This window comes from uncultured Streptococcus sp., assembly GCF_963545685.1.
Taxonomy (GTDB): Bacteria; Bacillota; Bacilli; order Lactobacillales; family Streptococcaceae; genus Streptococcus.
Map to the genome: position 1 here is coordinate 1 of NZ_CAUUKN010000036.1, position 16,463 is coordinate 16,463.

Annotated in this window: 15 protein-coding genes; 10 read left to right on the forward strand and 5 right to left on the reverse strand. The window is 36.8% G+C overall.

From position 1 onward, the window contains the following. Positions 1 to 146: 146 nt before the first annotated feature. The 10 genes from cps2T to radC all read left to right on the forward strand — a co-directional run bounded on the left by cps2T (position 147) and on the right by radC (position 12,197). The gene (cps2T, locus tag RWZ99_RS06940) at positions 147 to 1,295 is read left to right on the forward strand and encodes a beta 1-4 rhamnosyltransferase Cps2T (protein WP_314677337.1); all 1,149 of its coding nucleotides are present in this window, start codon (positions 147 to 149) and stop codon (positions 1,293 to 1,295) included. Further along, entirely contained in the window at positions 1,292 to 2,248 is a 957-nt protein-coding gene (locus RWZ99_RS06945; protein ID WP_314677339.1) for a glycosyltransferase family 2 protein, read from the forward strand. The genes cps2T and RWZ99_RS06945 overlap by 4 nt, the downstream gene beginning before the upstream one ends. Beyond that, positions 2,232 to 3,041, forward strand: a complete 810-nt coding sequence (locus tag RWZ99_RS06950) for an ABC transporter permease (protein WP_037613487.1) — start codon at positions 2,232 to 2,234, stop codon at positions 3,039 to 3,041. The genes RWZ99_RS06945 and RWZ99_RS06950 overlap by 17 nt, the downstream gene beginning before the upstream one ends. After that, positions 3,041 to 4,246 carry an ABC transporter ATP-binding protein gene (locus tag RWZ99_RS06955; protein ID WP_314677342.1) on the forward strand — a complete coding sequence of 402 codons (1,206 nt, stop codon included), beginning with the start codon at positions 3,041 to 3,043 and terminating at the stop codon, positions 4,244 to 4,246. Before RWZ99_RS06950 ends, RWZ99_RS06955 begins: the two co-directional genes overlap by 1 nt. A 20-nt stretch (positions 4,247 to 4,266) precedes the next feature. Then, on the forward strand, positions 4,267 to 5,313 hold the full coding sequence (locus RWZ99_RS06960; RefSeq protein WP_314677344.1) for a glycosyltransferase: 1,047 nt from the start codon (positions 4,267 to 4,269) through the stop codon (positions 5,311 to 5,313). Continuing rightward, entirely contained in the window at positions 5,310 to 7,091 is a 1,782-nt protein-coding gene (locus RWZ99_RS06965) for a rhamnan synthesis F family protein (RefSeq protein ID WP_314677345.1), read from the forward strand. Before RWZ99_RS06960 ends, RWZ99_RS06965 begins: the two co-directional genes overlap by 4 nt. Further along, positions 7,088 to 8,014 (forward strand): glycosyltransferase, encoded by a 927-nt coding sequence (locus RWZ99_RS06970; RefSeq protein WP_014634836.1) that lies wholly within the window; start codon positions 7,088 to 7,090, stop codon positions 8,012 to 8,014. The genes RWZ99_RS06965 and RWZ99_RS06970 overlap by 4 nt, the downstream gene beginning before the upstream one ends. An 80-nt stretch (positions 8,015 to 8,094) precedes the next feature. After that, a complete protein-coding gene (locus RWZ99_RS06975) occupies positions 8,095 to 9,453 on the forward strand; it encodes a DUF2142 domain-containing protein (RefSeq protein WP_314677361.1) in 1,359 nt (452 codons plus the stop codon). 17 nt (positions 9,454 to 9,470) lie between these two features. Further along, complete coding sequence (locus RWZ99_RS06980) at positions 9,471 to 11,465, forward strand: hypothetical protein (RefSeq protein ID WP_314677347.1); 1,995 nt, start codon at positions 9,471 to 9,473, stop codon at positions 11,463 to 11,465. 45 nt (positions 11,466 to 11,510) lie between these two features. Continuing rightward, a complete protein-coding gene (radC, locus tag RWZ99_RS06985) occupies positions 11,511 to 12,197 on the forward strand; it encodes a DNA repair protein RadC (RefSeq protein ID WP_314677349.1) in 687 nt (228 codons plus the stop codon). Positions 12,198 to 12,254: 57 nt separating this feature from the next. Here the strand turns inward: radC and RWZ99_RS06990 are convergent, their stop codons facing one another. The 5 genes from RWZ99_RS06990 to RWZ99_RS07010 all read right to left on the reverse strand — a co-directional run bounded on the left by RWZ99_RS06990 (position 12,255) and on the right by RWZ99_RS07010 (position 16,180). Beyond that, positions 12,255 to 12,950 (reverse strand): gamma-glutamyl-gamma-aminobutyrate hydrolase family protein, encoded by a 696-nt coding sequence (locus RWZ99_RS06990; RefSeq protein WP_314677352.1) that lies wholly within the window; start codon positions 12,948 to 12,950, stop codon positions 12,255 to 12,257. Beyond that, the gene (locus RWZ99_RS06995; RefSeq protein ID WP_002884205.1) at positions 12,943 to 13,602 is read right to left on the reverse strand and encodes a redox-sensing transcriptional repressor Rex; all 660 of its coding nucleotides are present in this window, start codon (positions 13,600 to 13,602) and stop codon (positions 12,943 to 12,945) included. Before RWZ99_RS06995 ends, RWZ99_RS06990 begins: the two co-directional genes overlap by 8 nt. A 141-nt stretch (positions 13,603 to 13,743) precedes the next feature. Further along, the gene (locus tag RWZ99_RS07000) at positions 13,744 to 14,091 is read right to left on the reverse strand and encodes a DUF1831 domain-containing protein (RefSeq protein WP_002884733.1); all 348 of its coding nucleotides are present in this window, start codon (positions 14,089 to 14,091) and stop codon (positions 13,744 to 13,746) included. A 1-nt stretch (position 14,092) separates the two neighbouring features. After that, positions 14,093 to 15,205 carry a cysteine desulfurase family protein gene (locus RWZ99_RS07005; RefSeq protein WP_148512823.1) on the reverse strand — a complete coding sequence of 371 codons (1,113 nt, stop codon included), beginning with the start codon at positions 15,203 to 15,205 and terminating at the stop codon, positions 14,093 to 14,095. 3 nt (positions 15,206 to 15,208) lie between these two features. Next, positions 15,209 to 16,180, reverse strand: coding sequence for a ribose-phosphate diphosphokinase (locus RWZ99_RS07010; protein ID WP_314677359.1), 972 nt, complete (start codon positions 16,178 to 16,180; stop codon positions 15,209 to 15,211). Positions 16,181 to 16,463: the final 283 nt, after the last annotated feature.

Below are 16,463 nucleotides of genomic sequence, written 5' to 3' on the forward strand. Positions count from 1 at the left end.
AAACTGGCCTCATGAATGTGTTTTTCTTGTGTCCCATTATAAGGGTGCAGTGCCGTCCTTTGTGGCTGCTGTTCTGTTTGTATTAGGCAAAAGCCTTGTAAAATGGTATAATTGATTAGATTATAGACTTGTTAGAAAGGGGATTTATGCAACACGTATTCATTATTGGAAGCCGTGGACTTCCAGCAAAATACGGTGGTTTTGAGACCTTTGTAGAGCAATTAGTCTCCAACCAAATTTCATCCCAAGTTAAATACCATGTTGCCTGCCTTTCTGATGAAAAGGCCTATGAGCATTTTGAGTATAAGGGTGTCGATTGTTTTACAATTAAGGCGCCCAAACTAGGACCTGCTCGCGTTATTGCATATGATATGATGGCTATCAACTATGCCTTGAAGAAGATCCGTGAGCAAAATATAAAAGAACCGATTTTCTATGTTCTAGGAAATACCATAGGTGCCTTTGTTGCGCCCTTTGCTCGCAAGATTCATAAACTTGATGGCAAATTTTACATTAATCCAGATGGTTTGGAGTGGAAACGAGCTAAGTGGCCAAAGCCAGTACAAGCTTATCTAAAGTATTCTGAAAAAGTGATGACAAGATATGCTGACTTAGTTATCTCAGATAATCCAGGAATTGAAACCTATATTCAGGATGCCTATCCGTGGTCTAAGACAACTTATATTGCTTATGGAACGGACCTGGTACCGACAACACTTACAAATCAAGATGCTAAAGTTAGAGATATTTACAAGACGTGGAACACTTACGAGAAAAATTATTATTTGATTCTTGGTCGTTTTGTTCCAGAAAACAATTATGAAACTGCTATTCGTGAGTTTATGAGTTCCTCAACAAAACGTGACTTAATTATTATTTGTAATCATGAGGGTAATGCTTATTTTGAGGAATTGCGTTCCAAAACACAGTTTGATAAGGATCCACGTGTGAAGTTTGTTGGAACAGTTTATGACCAAGATCTATTAAAGTATATTCGCAAAGAAGCTTTTGCCTATATTCATGGTCATGAAGTTGGAGGAACCAACCCTGGCTTACTGGAAGCTATGGCACAAACTGATTTGAATTTAGTATTAGGAGTCTCATTTAACCGTTCAGTAGCACAAGATACAGCTCGTTACTGGAAAAAAGATGAGGGCAATCTGTCGCATTTGATTGACCAAGTAGATGCTATTTCAGATTACTCTGAACTAGGTAAGTTGGCTAAGGAGAATATGAAACAGAACTTTACTTGGGAAAAAATTGTGGGTGAGTACGAGGAGTTATTTTTATCATGAAAGTAAATATCTTACTGTCAACCTACAATGGTGAGCAGTTTTTAGCGGAACAAGTAAAAAGTATTCAAGAGCAAACCTATCAGGAATGGCAACTTCTCATTCGTGATGACGGTTCATCAGATGGAACAGTGGAAGTTATTAAACAATTAGTTGCTAAAGACCCACGTATTCACTTTATTAATGCGGAACATGTTGAGAATGTTGGTGTTATCAAAAGTTTCCACGCACTACTTAAGCATAGTGAGGCAGATCTATACTGTTTTAGTGACCAGGATGATATTTGGCTTCCTGAAAAAATTTCACTTCAAGTGGCAGAAGCCCAAAAGTATTCACAGGATAAACCATTACTTATTTACACTGATTTAAAGGTAGTGGATGAAAATTTATCTGTTCTCCATGAGAGTATGATTCGTACTCAGTCAGACCATGCCAATACGGAGCTTATTCAAGAGTTGACTGAAAACACAGTTACTGGTGGTGTTGCTATGATTAACCATGCTTTAGCGGACTTATGGACTGGTGAGGAAAAGCATGATTTACTGATGCATGACTGGTATCTGGGTTTGCTAGCTTCTGCCTTTGGTAACCTAGTCTATATTGATGAGCCAACGGAGCTTTATCGTCAGCATAGCAGTAATGTCCTTGGAGCTCGAACTTTGCGAAAAAGGATGAAGAATTGGGTTAGACCCCACATCCTGTTTGCCAAATATTGGAGTCTTATCAAAGCTAGCCAAGATCAGGCTAGAAATTTGCTAGAACTCCCGTTAAGTTCACAGAATAAGGAAATCATTGAAAACTTTGTGACAATTATGGATGCTCCATTTAGAGAGCGCTTAGCACGTATCCGAAAATATGGTTTTCGAAAAAATAGAGCATTTCACACAACCGTATTTACGACGTTGATTCTTACAAAGTTTGCATATAGAGGAGAAAAAGATGTTAGACTTTTTTAGTCAGAAAAATCGTATTTTATTACGAGAAATGGTTAAAACCGATTTTAAATTGCGCTATCAAGGTAGTTTAATCGGTCATTTGTGGTCTATTTTGAAACCACTTATGCTCTTTACAATTATGTACCTAGTTTTTGTTCGCTTCTTGCGTTTTGATGATGGAACACCGCATTATGCTATCGGTCTCTTAATCGGTATGGTTACATGGAGTTTCTTTTCAGAAGCGACAAGTATGGGAATGATGTCTATCGTATCTAGGGGAGACTTGTTACGAAAATTGAATTTTTCAAAAGAGATTATCGTCATTTCATCTGTTGTTGGGGCTTCAATTAACTATATTATTAATCTACTTGTTGTCTTTGTTTTTGCCTTGGTCAACGGTGTTAATTTTTCATTAGGCTGGTTGACTGTTATTCCATTGTTTGCTGAGCTCTTCCTTTTCTCAGCTGGTATTGCCTTTGTCTTAGCAACGCTCTTTGTTAAGTATCGAGATATCGGTCCGATTTGGGAAGTAGTAATGCAAGCTGGTATGTATGCTACGCCGATTATCTATTCGTTGACCTTTATTTTGCAACGTGGACAAGTGAAAATTGCAAAATTGATGATGTTGAATCCTTTAGCACAGATTATCCAAGACTTGCGACACTTTATTGTCTTCTCAGGTAGCCTACGTGGTTGGGATTTAATTGGTCATAAGGCTATTGCTATTATTCCATATTTCCTACCACTTGTTATCTTTGCTATTGGTTACTACATTTTCCATCATCAAGCTAAAAAATTCGCGGAGATTCTCTAATGACAGAAAAGAAAATTGCAGTTAAAGTGGACCATGTAAGTAAGTTTTTCAAATTACCGGTTGAGTCTACTCAAAGTCTTCGAACTGCCTTAGTAAATAGATTTAAAGGAATCAAAGGCTATAAAGAACAACATGTTTTGAAGGATATTGACTTCGAAGTTGAAGAAGGAGATTTCTTTGGTATCGTAGGACGAAATGGTTCAGGGAAATCAACATTACTAAAAATCATTTCTCAGATTTATGTTCCTGAACAAGGGACGGTTACAGTAAATGGTAAAATGGTTTCATTTATTGAACTTGGTGTCGGATTTAATCCTGAATTAACTGGACGTGAGAATGTTTATATGAACGGAGCAATGCTTGGCTTTACGACAGCAGAAGTGGACGCCATGTATGATGAAATTGTTGAGTTTGCGGAGCTTGAAGATTTTATGAACCAAAAACTCAAGAATTATTCATCAGGTATGCAGGTTCGCCTGGCCTTCTCTGTGGCTATCAAGGCACAGGGTGATGTTCTTATCCTTGACGAGGTTCTTGCAGTAGGTGATGAGGCTTTCCAACGTAAGTGTAATGACTACTTTATGGAACGTAAGAAATCAGGGAAAACAACAATTCTTGTAACTCATGATATGGGGGCTGTTAAGAAGTACTGTAACAAGGCTATTTTAATTGAGGATGGATACATTAAAGCCAAAGGCGAGCCAAGAGACGTTGCCAATCAATATAGTTTTGACAATACAGAACAAGTAATCACTTCAGAACAATCAGGAATTGAAAGAAGTGGATCGCTTGTGGAAAATCTGAAGCTATCACTCTTGTCTTCTAAGAGGGCTACACCAAATGAACCAATTTCATTTGATTTGACGTATACTTTGCTAGAAGATGTGCCTACTTATATTGCTATCTCATTTACAGATATTGATCGTAATATTTGGATTTACAATGATAATACGATGGACAACTTAACAAGTGGCAAGGGTGATGTTAAAGTAAACTACCAGTGCTCACTAGCAGGGTTAAACGATATTAAGTTAAAACTCGAAATTACTGTAAGGGATGCGAATAACCAAGTTCTAGCCTTTCTTCCGGCTGATGAGATTCCAGTTATTGTTCTTAATAGGAATGATATCGATGAAGATGACGAGTCAGCTAAAGATTCTGCAACTGGTATTATTCAAAGAAATGGGAAGTGGAGTTTTTCTTAAGAGAAAAAAGGGAAGTTTGAATGAAAGTATCGATTATTTGTACCAATTATAATAAGGGGGATTGGGTACGAGAGGCTATAGATAGCTTTCTCAATCAGAAAACAAATTTTGGTTTCGAGATTATTATCATTGATGATGCTTCGACAGATCATTCGTATGAGATTATTCAAGAATATCAAAATAAGTTTCCTGAAAAAGTTAGAACTTTTCGTAATGAAGTGAATCTTGGCATTACTAGAACTTGGAAAAAAGTTTGCCAAGAAGCTAAGGGTCAGTACATCGCGAGATGTGATAGTGATGATTTTTGGACGGACCCATTAAAACTTCAAAAGCAAGTTGATTTGCTAGATGCTTCAACAGATTCACTATGGTCAAATACCGAATTTGACATGGTAGACCTAGACGGAAATCTTATCCAAAAAGATGCTTTTGCTAATAAGGCACTCCCTTTAATTGATTCTTACGAAGAGATGCTTGTCATGAAAGGAATGACAATGGCTTCAACCTGGTTGGTTGATACCACTCTTATGCAAGATGTATCTGCTCAAATTAGCGATACAGCCGCAGACGATACATTTGAGTTGCAACTTGAATTATTCAAACGCACTAAAATTTCTTTTTTGAGTGATTCCACTACTGTATATCGTATGAATTTGGGATCTGATTCAAAACCTATGACATTGGAGACTGCTGAAAGGCGGTTCACAGGTATCTTAGATTCTCAAATTAAATATCTCAACAAGTATCCAGATCAGGATATTCAAAGAATTTCATACTTAGCGCTTGTTAAGGATCGTGATTTGGATATCTTAGTTTTTAAAAAAGATCGTCAGATAGAAGACTTGAATTTGAAATTAAATCAAGTATCACAGATTTCTCATGACCAAAACGAGTATATTGAAGTTTTGAAAAAAGAGAAAGAAGAGTTACGTTCTAATTTGACTAGTGAGTTGAATCGTATACAAAGTCTATATGATGACTTACAAATCCAATATAACAGTGTTGTTACTTCGAGAAGATGGACAATACCAACTAAAATTATTAATTTCTTTAGGAGAAGTAAATGAAACGTCTATTGCTTTATGTTCATTTCAATAAATATGATCATATTAGTCGACATGTATTTTATCAACTTGAACATATGAGACCGTTGTTTGATAAATTGGTTTTTATTTCAAATAGTCGCCTTAGTGAAAGTGAAGTACAGAAACTTCGTGATAAATACTTGATTGATGATTTTATCCAACGTGAGAATAAAGGTTACGATTTTGCTGCTTGGCATGATGGTATGGAATTTGTTGGATTTGATAACTTGAAACAGTATGATTCTGTCACTGTTATGAATGATACCTGTTTTGGTCCTCTATGGGATATGGCACCAATCTATGATAAATATGAATCAAATTCAAATGTAGATTTTTGGGGTATGACTAATCATCAAGGAATCAAGGCTGGTGATATTTATATTCACGAACATTTGCAATCTTACTTTATTTCATTTAAAAAACGTTTAGTTGAATCTAGTGTTTTCCAAAAGTTCTGGAAATCAGTTGAGAGTTTCGAAGATGTTCAAAAGGTAATCGATAATTATGAAACTCTTTATACCAAGAAGTTTATGGATGCTGGATTTAAGTATGAATCGATTCTTAATACGATTCCACTAAATGATCAGTTTTTCCATAGTAATTTTACAATTCATTATCCTCATGTTTTGCTTGATGCAGGGGTTCCGTTTATTAAGGTTAAGACATTTGATTTAACCCAGCATCTTGCTCCTTATTTGCTTAAGGAAATCGAGAATAGAACAGACTACCCGGTAGAATTCATTTTGTCTCACATGTCAGATATGAGTTTACCGACTCCACCCTACTTGCTTGACCGCAAGGTTATTAAGGAAAGCTCAAAGCCATATTCAGACAATAAAAAGATTGCTGTACATCTTCATACCTACTATGTTGACTTACTTGAAGACTTTTTAAAGCAATTTGAGAATTTTCACTTTACTTATGATCTCTTCCTAACAACGGATTCAGAAGAGAAGAAGGAAGAGATTCAGTCTATCCTTGATAAGAATGGAAAAGTAGCTCGAATCTTTATTACTGGAAATCGTGGACGTGATGTTATTCCAATGCTTAAGTTGAAAGATGAACTTTCTGCTTATGATTATATTGGACATTTCCATACTAAAAAATCACCAGAATACCCTTATTGGGTTGGAGATTCATGGCGAAATGAACTTTTCTCAATGTTAATTCAACCTGCTGATAACATTATTGCGAACTTAGAACGTGATGATAGACTAGGTCTAGTGATTGCTGATATTCCAAGTTTCTTCCGTTATACTAAAATTGTGGATCCTTGGAATGAGAATCGTTTTGCTGAGGGAATGAATGATTTATGGGAGCGTATGAATCTTGGTCGAGATATTGACTTTGATAAGATGAATACTTTTATCATGAGTTATGGAACATTTATTTGGTTCAAGTACGATGCTTTAAAACCATTGTTTGACCTTGATTTGCAAGATGAAGAAATCCCAGCAGAACCAATTCCTCAACATACCATTTTGCATTCAATTGAGCGTATTCTAGTTTACCTTGCATGGGCAAGACGTTATGATTATGCCATTGCAAAAAACGATATCTATATTACGCCTTTTGTAGATAATGTTGTGTTAAATATCCGACCAGATACTTTACCAAATACCTATATTAATTTTGATAATATCGGTGGTATAAAAGGTGCTCTCAAATATATTATTGTAGGTCCTGGGACCGCTGTGAAGTACATTTTGAGAAGAATAAAGAGAAAATTTAAATCTAATAATATGAAGGAGAAATTATGACAGAAAAAATTGCGGTGCTTTTACCAGCTTACAATGAAGAAGTGACTATCCAAAAGGTTATTGCTGATTTTCAGAAGGTACTTCCAAATGCGGATATTTATGTTTATGATAATAACTCTAAAGATAAAACTAATGAATTAGCAAGAGAAGCAGGGGCGATTGTCCGTTTTGAACCTAGACAGGGTAAGGGAAATGTAGTTCGATCTATGTTCCGTGAAATTGATGCTGATTACTATATTATGGTTGATGCTGATGACACTTATCCCGCAGATGAGGTAGAAAAACTTTTAGAGCCGTTACGTTCAGGTATGGCTGATATGACCATTGGTGATAGATTATCAAATGGTACTTATGCTGAAGAAAATAAACGAGGTTTTCATGGTTTCGGTAATAATTTAGTCAGACTTCTAGTGAATAAATTATATAAGGGTAATTATCAAGATATTATGACTGGTTACCGGGGCTTTAATCGACTTTTTGTTAAGACCTTTCCAGTTCTTTCCCCTGGCTTTGAAATTGAGACGGAGCTTTCTATTCACTCATTAGATAAACGTTTTAAATTGGTCGAGGTTCCGATTACCTATCAAGATAGACCAGAAGGCAGTGAATCTAAGTTAAATACTTTCTCAGATGGTTTTAAAGTTCTTAAAATGATTTTTAACCTTTTTAAAGATTATAAACCTCTTTTGTTCTTTAGCTTAGTTAGTCTTGTATTATTTATTTTAGGTCTATGTGTAGGAATTCCTGTAGTAACTGAATTTGCTAAAACAGGATTAATTGCTAAGATGCCATCAGCAATTTTAGCAACGGGGTTGATGATTCTTGCCGCTTTATCTTTTATTGCAGGGTTTATTCTAGATACACTAGTAAGACAAAATAGAATGCAGTATGAGTTGAAAATCTACGACTTTTATAAGGATTGATAGAATCTATTATGGAAACGATAAAAGATAATTTTTTTAGTAGAAAAGGTTATAGTAATGTTGTACTCACGATCATTCTGATGGTTACTCTACTTACGGGATTAGTGTCTATTACTTTGAGGAGCCCTATGGTGGGATTAGATGAAATGGGGCATTACGCAAGGAGTATTGAACTTTCAAATGGTAATTTACTTAGTTTACAGGATGGGAATCCTGCACTTGCTGGAGGAAATATTTCAAATACACAATATGAATTTATAGAAAAAGCTAAGCAAGTTCAATCGGGTAATTCTACTAAGTATAAAGCGACGGATAAAGATTGGTATCATAAATTTTCTTCAATTCCTTTTACTAATCAGAAAAGGTTTTATGTGAATACAAATACTGTTCCCTATACACCTTTTTCTTACTTACCATATGTTTTTACAGCTTATTTGTCGAAAATTATTGGAATAAAGCCTGTTACAGAATATTTGTTAATGAGACTTATTGGTTTCTTAACCTATTTTCTTTTGTTTATATTAGCTATCAAAATTACACCAGTTGGGAAGTTTACTTTAGCATTTATTTCTACTATTCCGACTGTAATAGTTAGTTGGACTAATATTTCTGCCGATGGTTATATGGTTGCAATCTCAGCTTTATTCTTTGCTGTAATATTGAGAGTGGTTTATTCCTTAAAGCAAGGAAAAAACATTACTTTAAATGATGTACTAGCTGTCTCGATTGTAACGATATTATTATCAATGGGAAAAATTCCAATATTCCTATATTTATTTTTGCTATTACCGCTTGCGTTCTTACTTAAAAAAAGATCAAATTTTGAACATAAGGCATACTTTTATTTATTGCTTCTTTTTGGTCTTAGTTTTTTGGTAACTATATGGTGGGTACTGATTGTTAAAAACATTAATACAGGTGCTTATTTTGGTAGAAATGTAGATACGTTCAAGCAGTTGAGTTTTATCTTATCAGATATTCCAAGTTTTTTAACCTTACTTGTTCGTACATTATTGGGCTATAATTTTTTTGTATATACTATTGGGTATACGAATGATTTAGCTGTACATGCAATTCCAAAATTGTTTACCTACTTGAGTGCTACAGCACTGGTGTTATCAGTATTTGCTAAATACAATAGTCAAAACTATCTGAAAGCACCAAGAAATATTTATTTTAAGTTGTTTGAGATTTCAAAATATTTAATTTCTTTTGCTTTTATTGTTTCGGTATTTATCATACTTTACTTACAGTTCTCAGAAATTGGTAGTCATACCATTGATGGAGTTCAAGAACGATATTTTATCCCAATTTACTTCATTTTATTAAGCATAATTCCTAAACGAAAAATATCATCTGGATTATACCTGACTATAATTTCGTTATTGGCAATTTTACCAGCGATTTCTTACTGGTTAATTCTTTTTAATCAACTCTAGAAATGGAAAATAATTTTATGAAAAAAGCTCGTAGTTTGGGGATATCTTTTATCAAGTGGCGTTACGTAATCGCTCTATTTGCTCTTATTTGTTCAGTAAGTCTGAATCTTAATGGTAGTTCAATTGCTAATTGGAATAACTTTGGTGTTAGAGAAACCGTGTCAGGTGTTCAGTCTGAAACAAAGACAGTTGACGATTATCAAGGCTTTCAAAAATTAAAGTTATGGGTTCCATCACTGTATCGTACGGATGATACTATCATAGGTAGTCCTAGACCAATCAGATCTGATGAATGGTTAGTTCAAACACCTTTTTACTTATCTCAGGTAAAAACAGGAAATCATTTTACAAATAAATCCTATCAAGTTACAGGTCAGAATATGATGCTTGCTTATAATGTTTCATCCTGGCATATTTCAACGATAGGGAAACCATTTAACTGGGGATTTCTTTTCTTAGGAGCCTCTAGAGGGTTATCTTGGTATTGGAGTTTTAAAATTATAGCAATGCTACTATTAGCTTATGAATTTGCTATGATTTTAACCTCTAGGCGTAAGCTATTATCAGCTGTATCAAGTTTTTGGATAACTTTCACACCAACAGTACAATGGTGGTTCATGCAACATCTTGGCGATGTGGTATTCTTTTCATTATTGATAATGGTGTCTATATATCATTATTTTAACTCTGAAAAGAAAGTGTTCAAAATATTAATGGCAATAAATTTGATAATTGCTCTTATTGGGTTCCCATTAATTATATATCCAGCATTCCAAGTCCCATTTGCTTATATTATTCTATTATTTACAGTAATACAGTTTTTCAAGGCATTAAGAAATAAAAAGGTTACACTATTTGATGTGATTGTGATTACATTAACTTTATTTGTTTCGCTTACGATAGATGCATTGACCATTTATCAGAGTTGGGATGCAATATCAGCAACTCTTCATACTGTATATCCGGGAAAAAGAATTTCTGTTGGTGGGGAATATACTTGGAAAAATTTAAGTGATTTCTTATTTAATATCGTTCTGCCATTTAAGGCTCCTCAAGTAAGTAACCAAGTTGAACTATCAAGTTCATTTAATTTCTTACTTTACATACTCCTAATCTTGCCTTTTGTTATTAAAAGGAAAGATATCAATAAAAACATCTTTGGGATTGTCTTAGTAGTTTATTCACTAATGCTGATGCTTTATAGTATAGTTGGTATACCAACCGTACTATCTAAATTAACATTGTTTAGCTATGTACCATTTTCTAGGTCGTGGCAATCGATGTCAGTAATTGCAGTTTTTGCTTCGATATGGTTTATATCTTTTATCTGGGATAAATTAGAGAGAGTAAAGTTAACTAAAATTTTACCATCTTTATTCATTGTCACGATACTCTACTTATACAGAGGACTAACAGATGATATCTATAAGAATTATTTAGGAAGGTTTACATCCGTTATTTTAATTGTGATTATGTTAATTGCTTTTATTTGTATTCTTTATAGAAAAAAACGTGTATTCTATCCTATTATGTTAGTCATTATAACTGTGAGTGGATTGACTGTTAATCCACTCACACATGGCATAGGTGCTATTGAAAATAAATTACTATCTCAAGAAGTTGAAAGCATTGTAGGAAAAAATCCTAATGCGATTTGGATGTCTGATTCTACAAATCTCTATCACTTTGTTCAAATGTTTGGTGCTAAAAGTATAGATGGTGTTAGATTTTATCCCGATAGACAACTTATGTCTAAAATTGATAAGCAAAATCAATATGAAGATGTATGGAATAGATATGCACACTTAAAATATTCATTAACGAACGAGAACACATCTATGACTACACCAGTTCCCGATAATGTAAATATTAACTTAAATATAAATGAGTTAAAAGACTTAAATGTAAAATATATTTTGACAACTAGAGACTTAAATAAAGAATTTGGTTCGTCATTTACAGAGATTTATCAGGATAATGATAATAATAGAATCTTTGAATATTTGAATTAACTTCCCCCTCCCACTTACGAATAAGTAAGTAGGAGGTTTTTTCTTATGTATAGTATTGTAGCTGAGGAGTCGGGGCTTTTGCCTCGTGAGCGTCTCTTACAGAAGGGAGCAGAGGTCTTGTCTGACCAGGAACTGTTGGCGATAGTGCTGCGAACGGGGACGAGGTCTGAGTCGGTCTTATCTATGGCCAATCGTATTTTGAAAGGGATGACGAGTTTGGCGGATTTGTCTCGTTTGTCCTTGAATGAGCTTCAGGAGATTCCTGGTATTGGGCGGGTGAAGTCTATTGAGCTGAAGGCTATGGTGGAGTTGGCTAAGCGGATTGAGAAGGCTGAGTTAGGTCGTTCCGAGCAGATTATGTCCAGTCAGCAGGTGGCCCGTCGTATGATGTTGGATATTGGGGACAAGCCTCAGGAGCATCTGGTGGCCATCTATTTGGATACGCAGAATCGTATTATTCAGCAGAAGACCGTCTTTATTGGTGGTGTTCGCCGTTCGATTGCCGAGCCACGTGAGATTTTGCATTATGCTTGTCATCTGATGGCAACGTCCTTGATTGTGGTTCACAATCATCCATCGGGTGAGGCTTATCCGAGTCGAAATGATATTGATTTTACACAAAAGATTAAGCGGTCTTGTGATGATTTGGGGATTTGTTTGCTTGATCATCTGATTGTTGGCAAATCGACCTATTATTCCTTTCGAGAGGAGAGGGAGGATTTTGAGTTTTAGATTGAGCCTATGTGATAAAGACAAGAGAAAAGCAACTGAGTGCAGTCTCAGTTGCTTTTAAAGTTCGTTAACGACGTATTCAAAGAGTTTGAGGTCTTCTTTACGTTTGTCTAGGAGAAGCTCTGGGTGCCACTGGACACCAAGAAAACGAAGGTCTGGTGTATTTGACTCAACAGCTTCGACAGTGTTGTCCTCAGGGTCACGCGCTATGACACGAAGGTCAGAGGCTAAGTGTTTAATACTTTGATGGTGGAAGGAGTTGATAGAGGTTTCACGTCCGTAAATTTCTGCTAACTTACTGTCCTCTTCAACAATCATCTCATGGTAGAGGTAATCAGAAGGTTTGTCCTGCCAGTGATTCTCGATGTCTTGGTGGAGGCTACCACCTAGTGCGACATTCATGAGTTGGGTTCCACGACAGATTGAAAAGATGGGTTTCTTTTGCTTAGTGGCCTCTTCGATGAGTGCCATTTCAAAGATATCACGTTCGAGGAAGAAGTCATCTTCACTAGCATGGTTCTCTTCGTTGTAGAATTTAGGGTCAACGTTTTGCCCACCGATAAGGATGAGCTTGTCAATCATGGAGATATAGGTCTTGGCTTCCGATGGATCGGATACTGGTAGTAGGATTGCTAGGCCTCCGGCTCTTTGAACTCCTTCTACAAAGCCAGTTGGGGCATAGGACCAGTTGATGTCTTCATGGGCTGGATTAGGCCTTACATTGGCAGTGATTCCGATAATTGGTTTAGTCATTGTTTCTCCTTGATTTTTCTTCTTCTTTCATGAAATAGAGTAGGGTTTGTAATTCGCTAGTCAGGTCTACGTATTGGACCACCACGTGGCGTGGAAGATTGAGATTGACCGGAGAGAAGCAGAGAATACCTTCAATTCCAGCATCAACCAAAAGATCAGCCACCTCCTGGGCCTTAACTGATGGCACTGTCAGTATGGCTGTTTTGATATCTTCTTGGGCAATCTTGTCCTTAATCTGAGAGATTCCATAGATAGGAATCTTGTCTTCAGTCTGAGTTCCAACCAGTTCGTTATCGTCTGTATCAAAAGCCATGACCAGCTGCATGCGATTACGCTCTTGAAAACGGTAGTGGAGGAGGGCACGCCCGACATTCCCAACACCTACGAGAAGTACCTTGGTAGTCGCATTGTCATTAAGGAGTTCAGCGAAAAATGTCATCAGCTTGTTCACGTCATAACCAAAACCACGACGACCTAGCTCACCAAAGTAGGAGAAGTCTCGACGAACAGTGGCAGGGTCAATCCCAATCGCTTCAGCAATTTGTTTAGAGCTTGCTTTGTCGATATTTTCACGATGGAATCGCTTGAAAATACGATAGTAGAGAGAGAGACGTTTGGCAGTGGCGTTTGGGATGTTTTTCTCAAATGTCATTGATCGCTTTCCTTTCTTCAATTAGTATGATTCTCTTATATTTTAAGAAAAGTTTGTGAAGATTGCAACAAAATAGTGTAGATGAGGCGATATAAAAAACCTATCACAAGGATAGGCTCTTTCTATGTAGTAAGAAAAAATTTAGACTTCTTCTTGTTCGAAAACGTTACGGTCAACCAAACTCTGCATCAAGAAATAGAATTTCTCTTGCAAGATGTGATGATCTTCATTTTTAAAGATATTAACGTTACGAAGACCAGATTTGTCTGTAATTGACAATTTGAAACCAGTCAAGTCTTTGTTAATAGTGATTTTAAGTGGGAAACCTTCGCCTGAGTTAGGCACTTTTTCGAGAAGGCGGTGCAACTCGTAGTTTCCGATTTTATTTTGCACAAAAGTCGTATCACGTAGGGTGAATTTTTTGACATTAGGACTGATGGTGTAACGGTATTTACAGTCAGTCAAATGAATGCTTTTTTCAAATGCCATGTTAGTCTCCTATGATTTGATTAAGTTTTTCTGCTAGAGCTTGGAGTTCTTCAGCGGTATTTTCCTCTGATAAACTAATGCGGATAGCTGTTTTTAGCTTGTCAGAATCCTTGCCATAGAGGGCTTGGATGACGTGGCTAGGGTCAACAGTTCCAGCAGTACAAGCAGAACCCGTTGAAACAGCAAAGCCAGCTAGGTCTAACAAGGTTAAGAGAGGGCCATTTTCCTTACCAGGAAAACTGATGTTGATGACATGAGGTAGGCTAGATCCTCCACCATTAATTTCATAAGGAACGGTAAGGGTATCTAGAAAGCCCTGACGAATCTTTTCAACATGCTGGTAATTGTCTTGGTAGTGGTCGCTAGCATGTTTGTAAGCAGCGGTCATACCTGCAATCCCGACCAAATTTTCAGTGCTGGCACGACGTTTTTCCTCTTGTTCACCACCATGGAGGAGGTTGTCAAAATGCAAATCGTTATGATAGAGCAGGCCGACACCTTTAGGTCCATGGAATTTATGGGCACTTATAGAGAGAAAATCAGCTCCAAGTTCCTCTGGGTGAATAGGGAGTTTTCCTGCTACTTGAACGGCATCAACGTGGAAGGCAGCTTGGTGATTGGCAAGCAAGTCACCAATTTCCTTGATTGGAAGCAATTGGCCGGTCTCGTTATTGGCATACATAACAGAAACTAGAATAGTATCGTCACGTAAGGCATCAGCGATTTGTTGAGCAGTAATGACTTGATTTTCTGGTTGAATATAGGTTACTTCAAAACCAAAACGCTCTTCCAAGTAGGCCATGGTGTGAAGGACAGAGTGGTGTTCAATAGCAGTTGTAATCAGGTGTTTGCCTTTAGCTTGATTGGCTAGGGCATAACCTTTAATAGCTGTATTATTTCCTTCAGTCCCCCCAGAAGTGAAAATGAGCTTACGAGCAGGGACTTCAAATTGTTTGGCCATTTCTTCACGGGCTTCACGAAGTTCCTTGGAAGCTTGGCGACCATAGGCATGGAGGCTGGATGGATTTCCAAAGGTTTCAGTCATAACATGTGTCATAGCTGAAATAGCAGCAGTATTTAAAGGAGTTGTTGCTGCATTGTCCAAATAAACCATAGCTTAGTCCTCGTGTGCAGTGTAAGCAAAGAGTGGGCTAAGTGGTTGACGTTCGAAGATACGAGTAGTAGCGTTAGCGATTAGCTCACTTGCTGAAATGTATTTAACGTTTGTAGGCACTTTTTCTTTAGTTGCAACTGAATCTGTCACCAAGATTTCTTTGATTGGAGAAGCATTGAGAATCTCAGCAGCTCCACCAGCAAAGAGTCCGTGACTAGCTACTGCATAGATGTCATTAACCCCACCACGTTCAAGGATTTTAGCTGCTTCGGCAAAAGTTTTACCCGTATTAAGGATATCATCAACCAAGATTGCAGTTTTACCTTCAACCTCACCGATGATGTAGCCTTCTTCACGTTCTGCATCATCTTGAGCATAATCAATAATAGCGATTGGAGCATCAAGATATTCAGCCAGGCCACGAGCACGTTTAACACCAGAATTTTTAGGACTAACAACAACAACGTCTGTACCAGTCAACCCTTTTTCGTTGTAGTATTCAGCAAAAAGAGGGATAGTGAAGAGGTTATCTACGGGAATGTCAAAGAAGCCTTGAACTTGGACAGCGTGAAGGTCAAGTGTCAAGACGCGGTTGACACCAGCTTTAACCAACATATTGGCAATCAATTTAGCAGTGATTGGTTCACGTGAAGCAGCGATACGGTCTTGACGTGCATAACCAAAATAAGGCATAACTACGTTGACAGAGTTGGCACTGGCACGTTTGCAGGCATCAATCATGATGAGCAATTCCCAAAGGTGGTCGTTAACAGGGTTGCTAGTAGATTGGATGATGTAAATATCGTGCCCACGAACAGACTCTTCAATGTTAATCATGATTTCACCGTCAGAAAATTGACGTGAAGATACTTTACCAAGTGGCAATCCGGTATTCTCAGCAATTTTTTCAGCAATTTCTGGATTTGAGCTGAGCGAGAACAATTTCAATTGTGGGTTTGCTTTTTGATGTACCATGACGATGGTGACTCCTTTAAAAAAATAAGATGCGAAGCCCAATTAGGACTATTGTAATAAAACTACATATAGTTCTATTTTAGCAAAAAAAAGCAGAAATTTCAGCCTTCAGAATGTGATATTGACGAAAATGACGAACCTTAGATCGCTGAATTGTTTTTGTATGCGTTTTTAGACAGAAGAGAGTAATTCTGGAAGTTGCTAGAAGGAGCAAATTGTCCTTGCATACATAAAAAACTCCAAGCAGGCAATGCCTGCTAACTCGTGACAGAAAAGAAAGTTC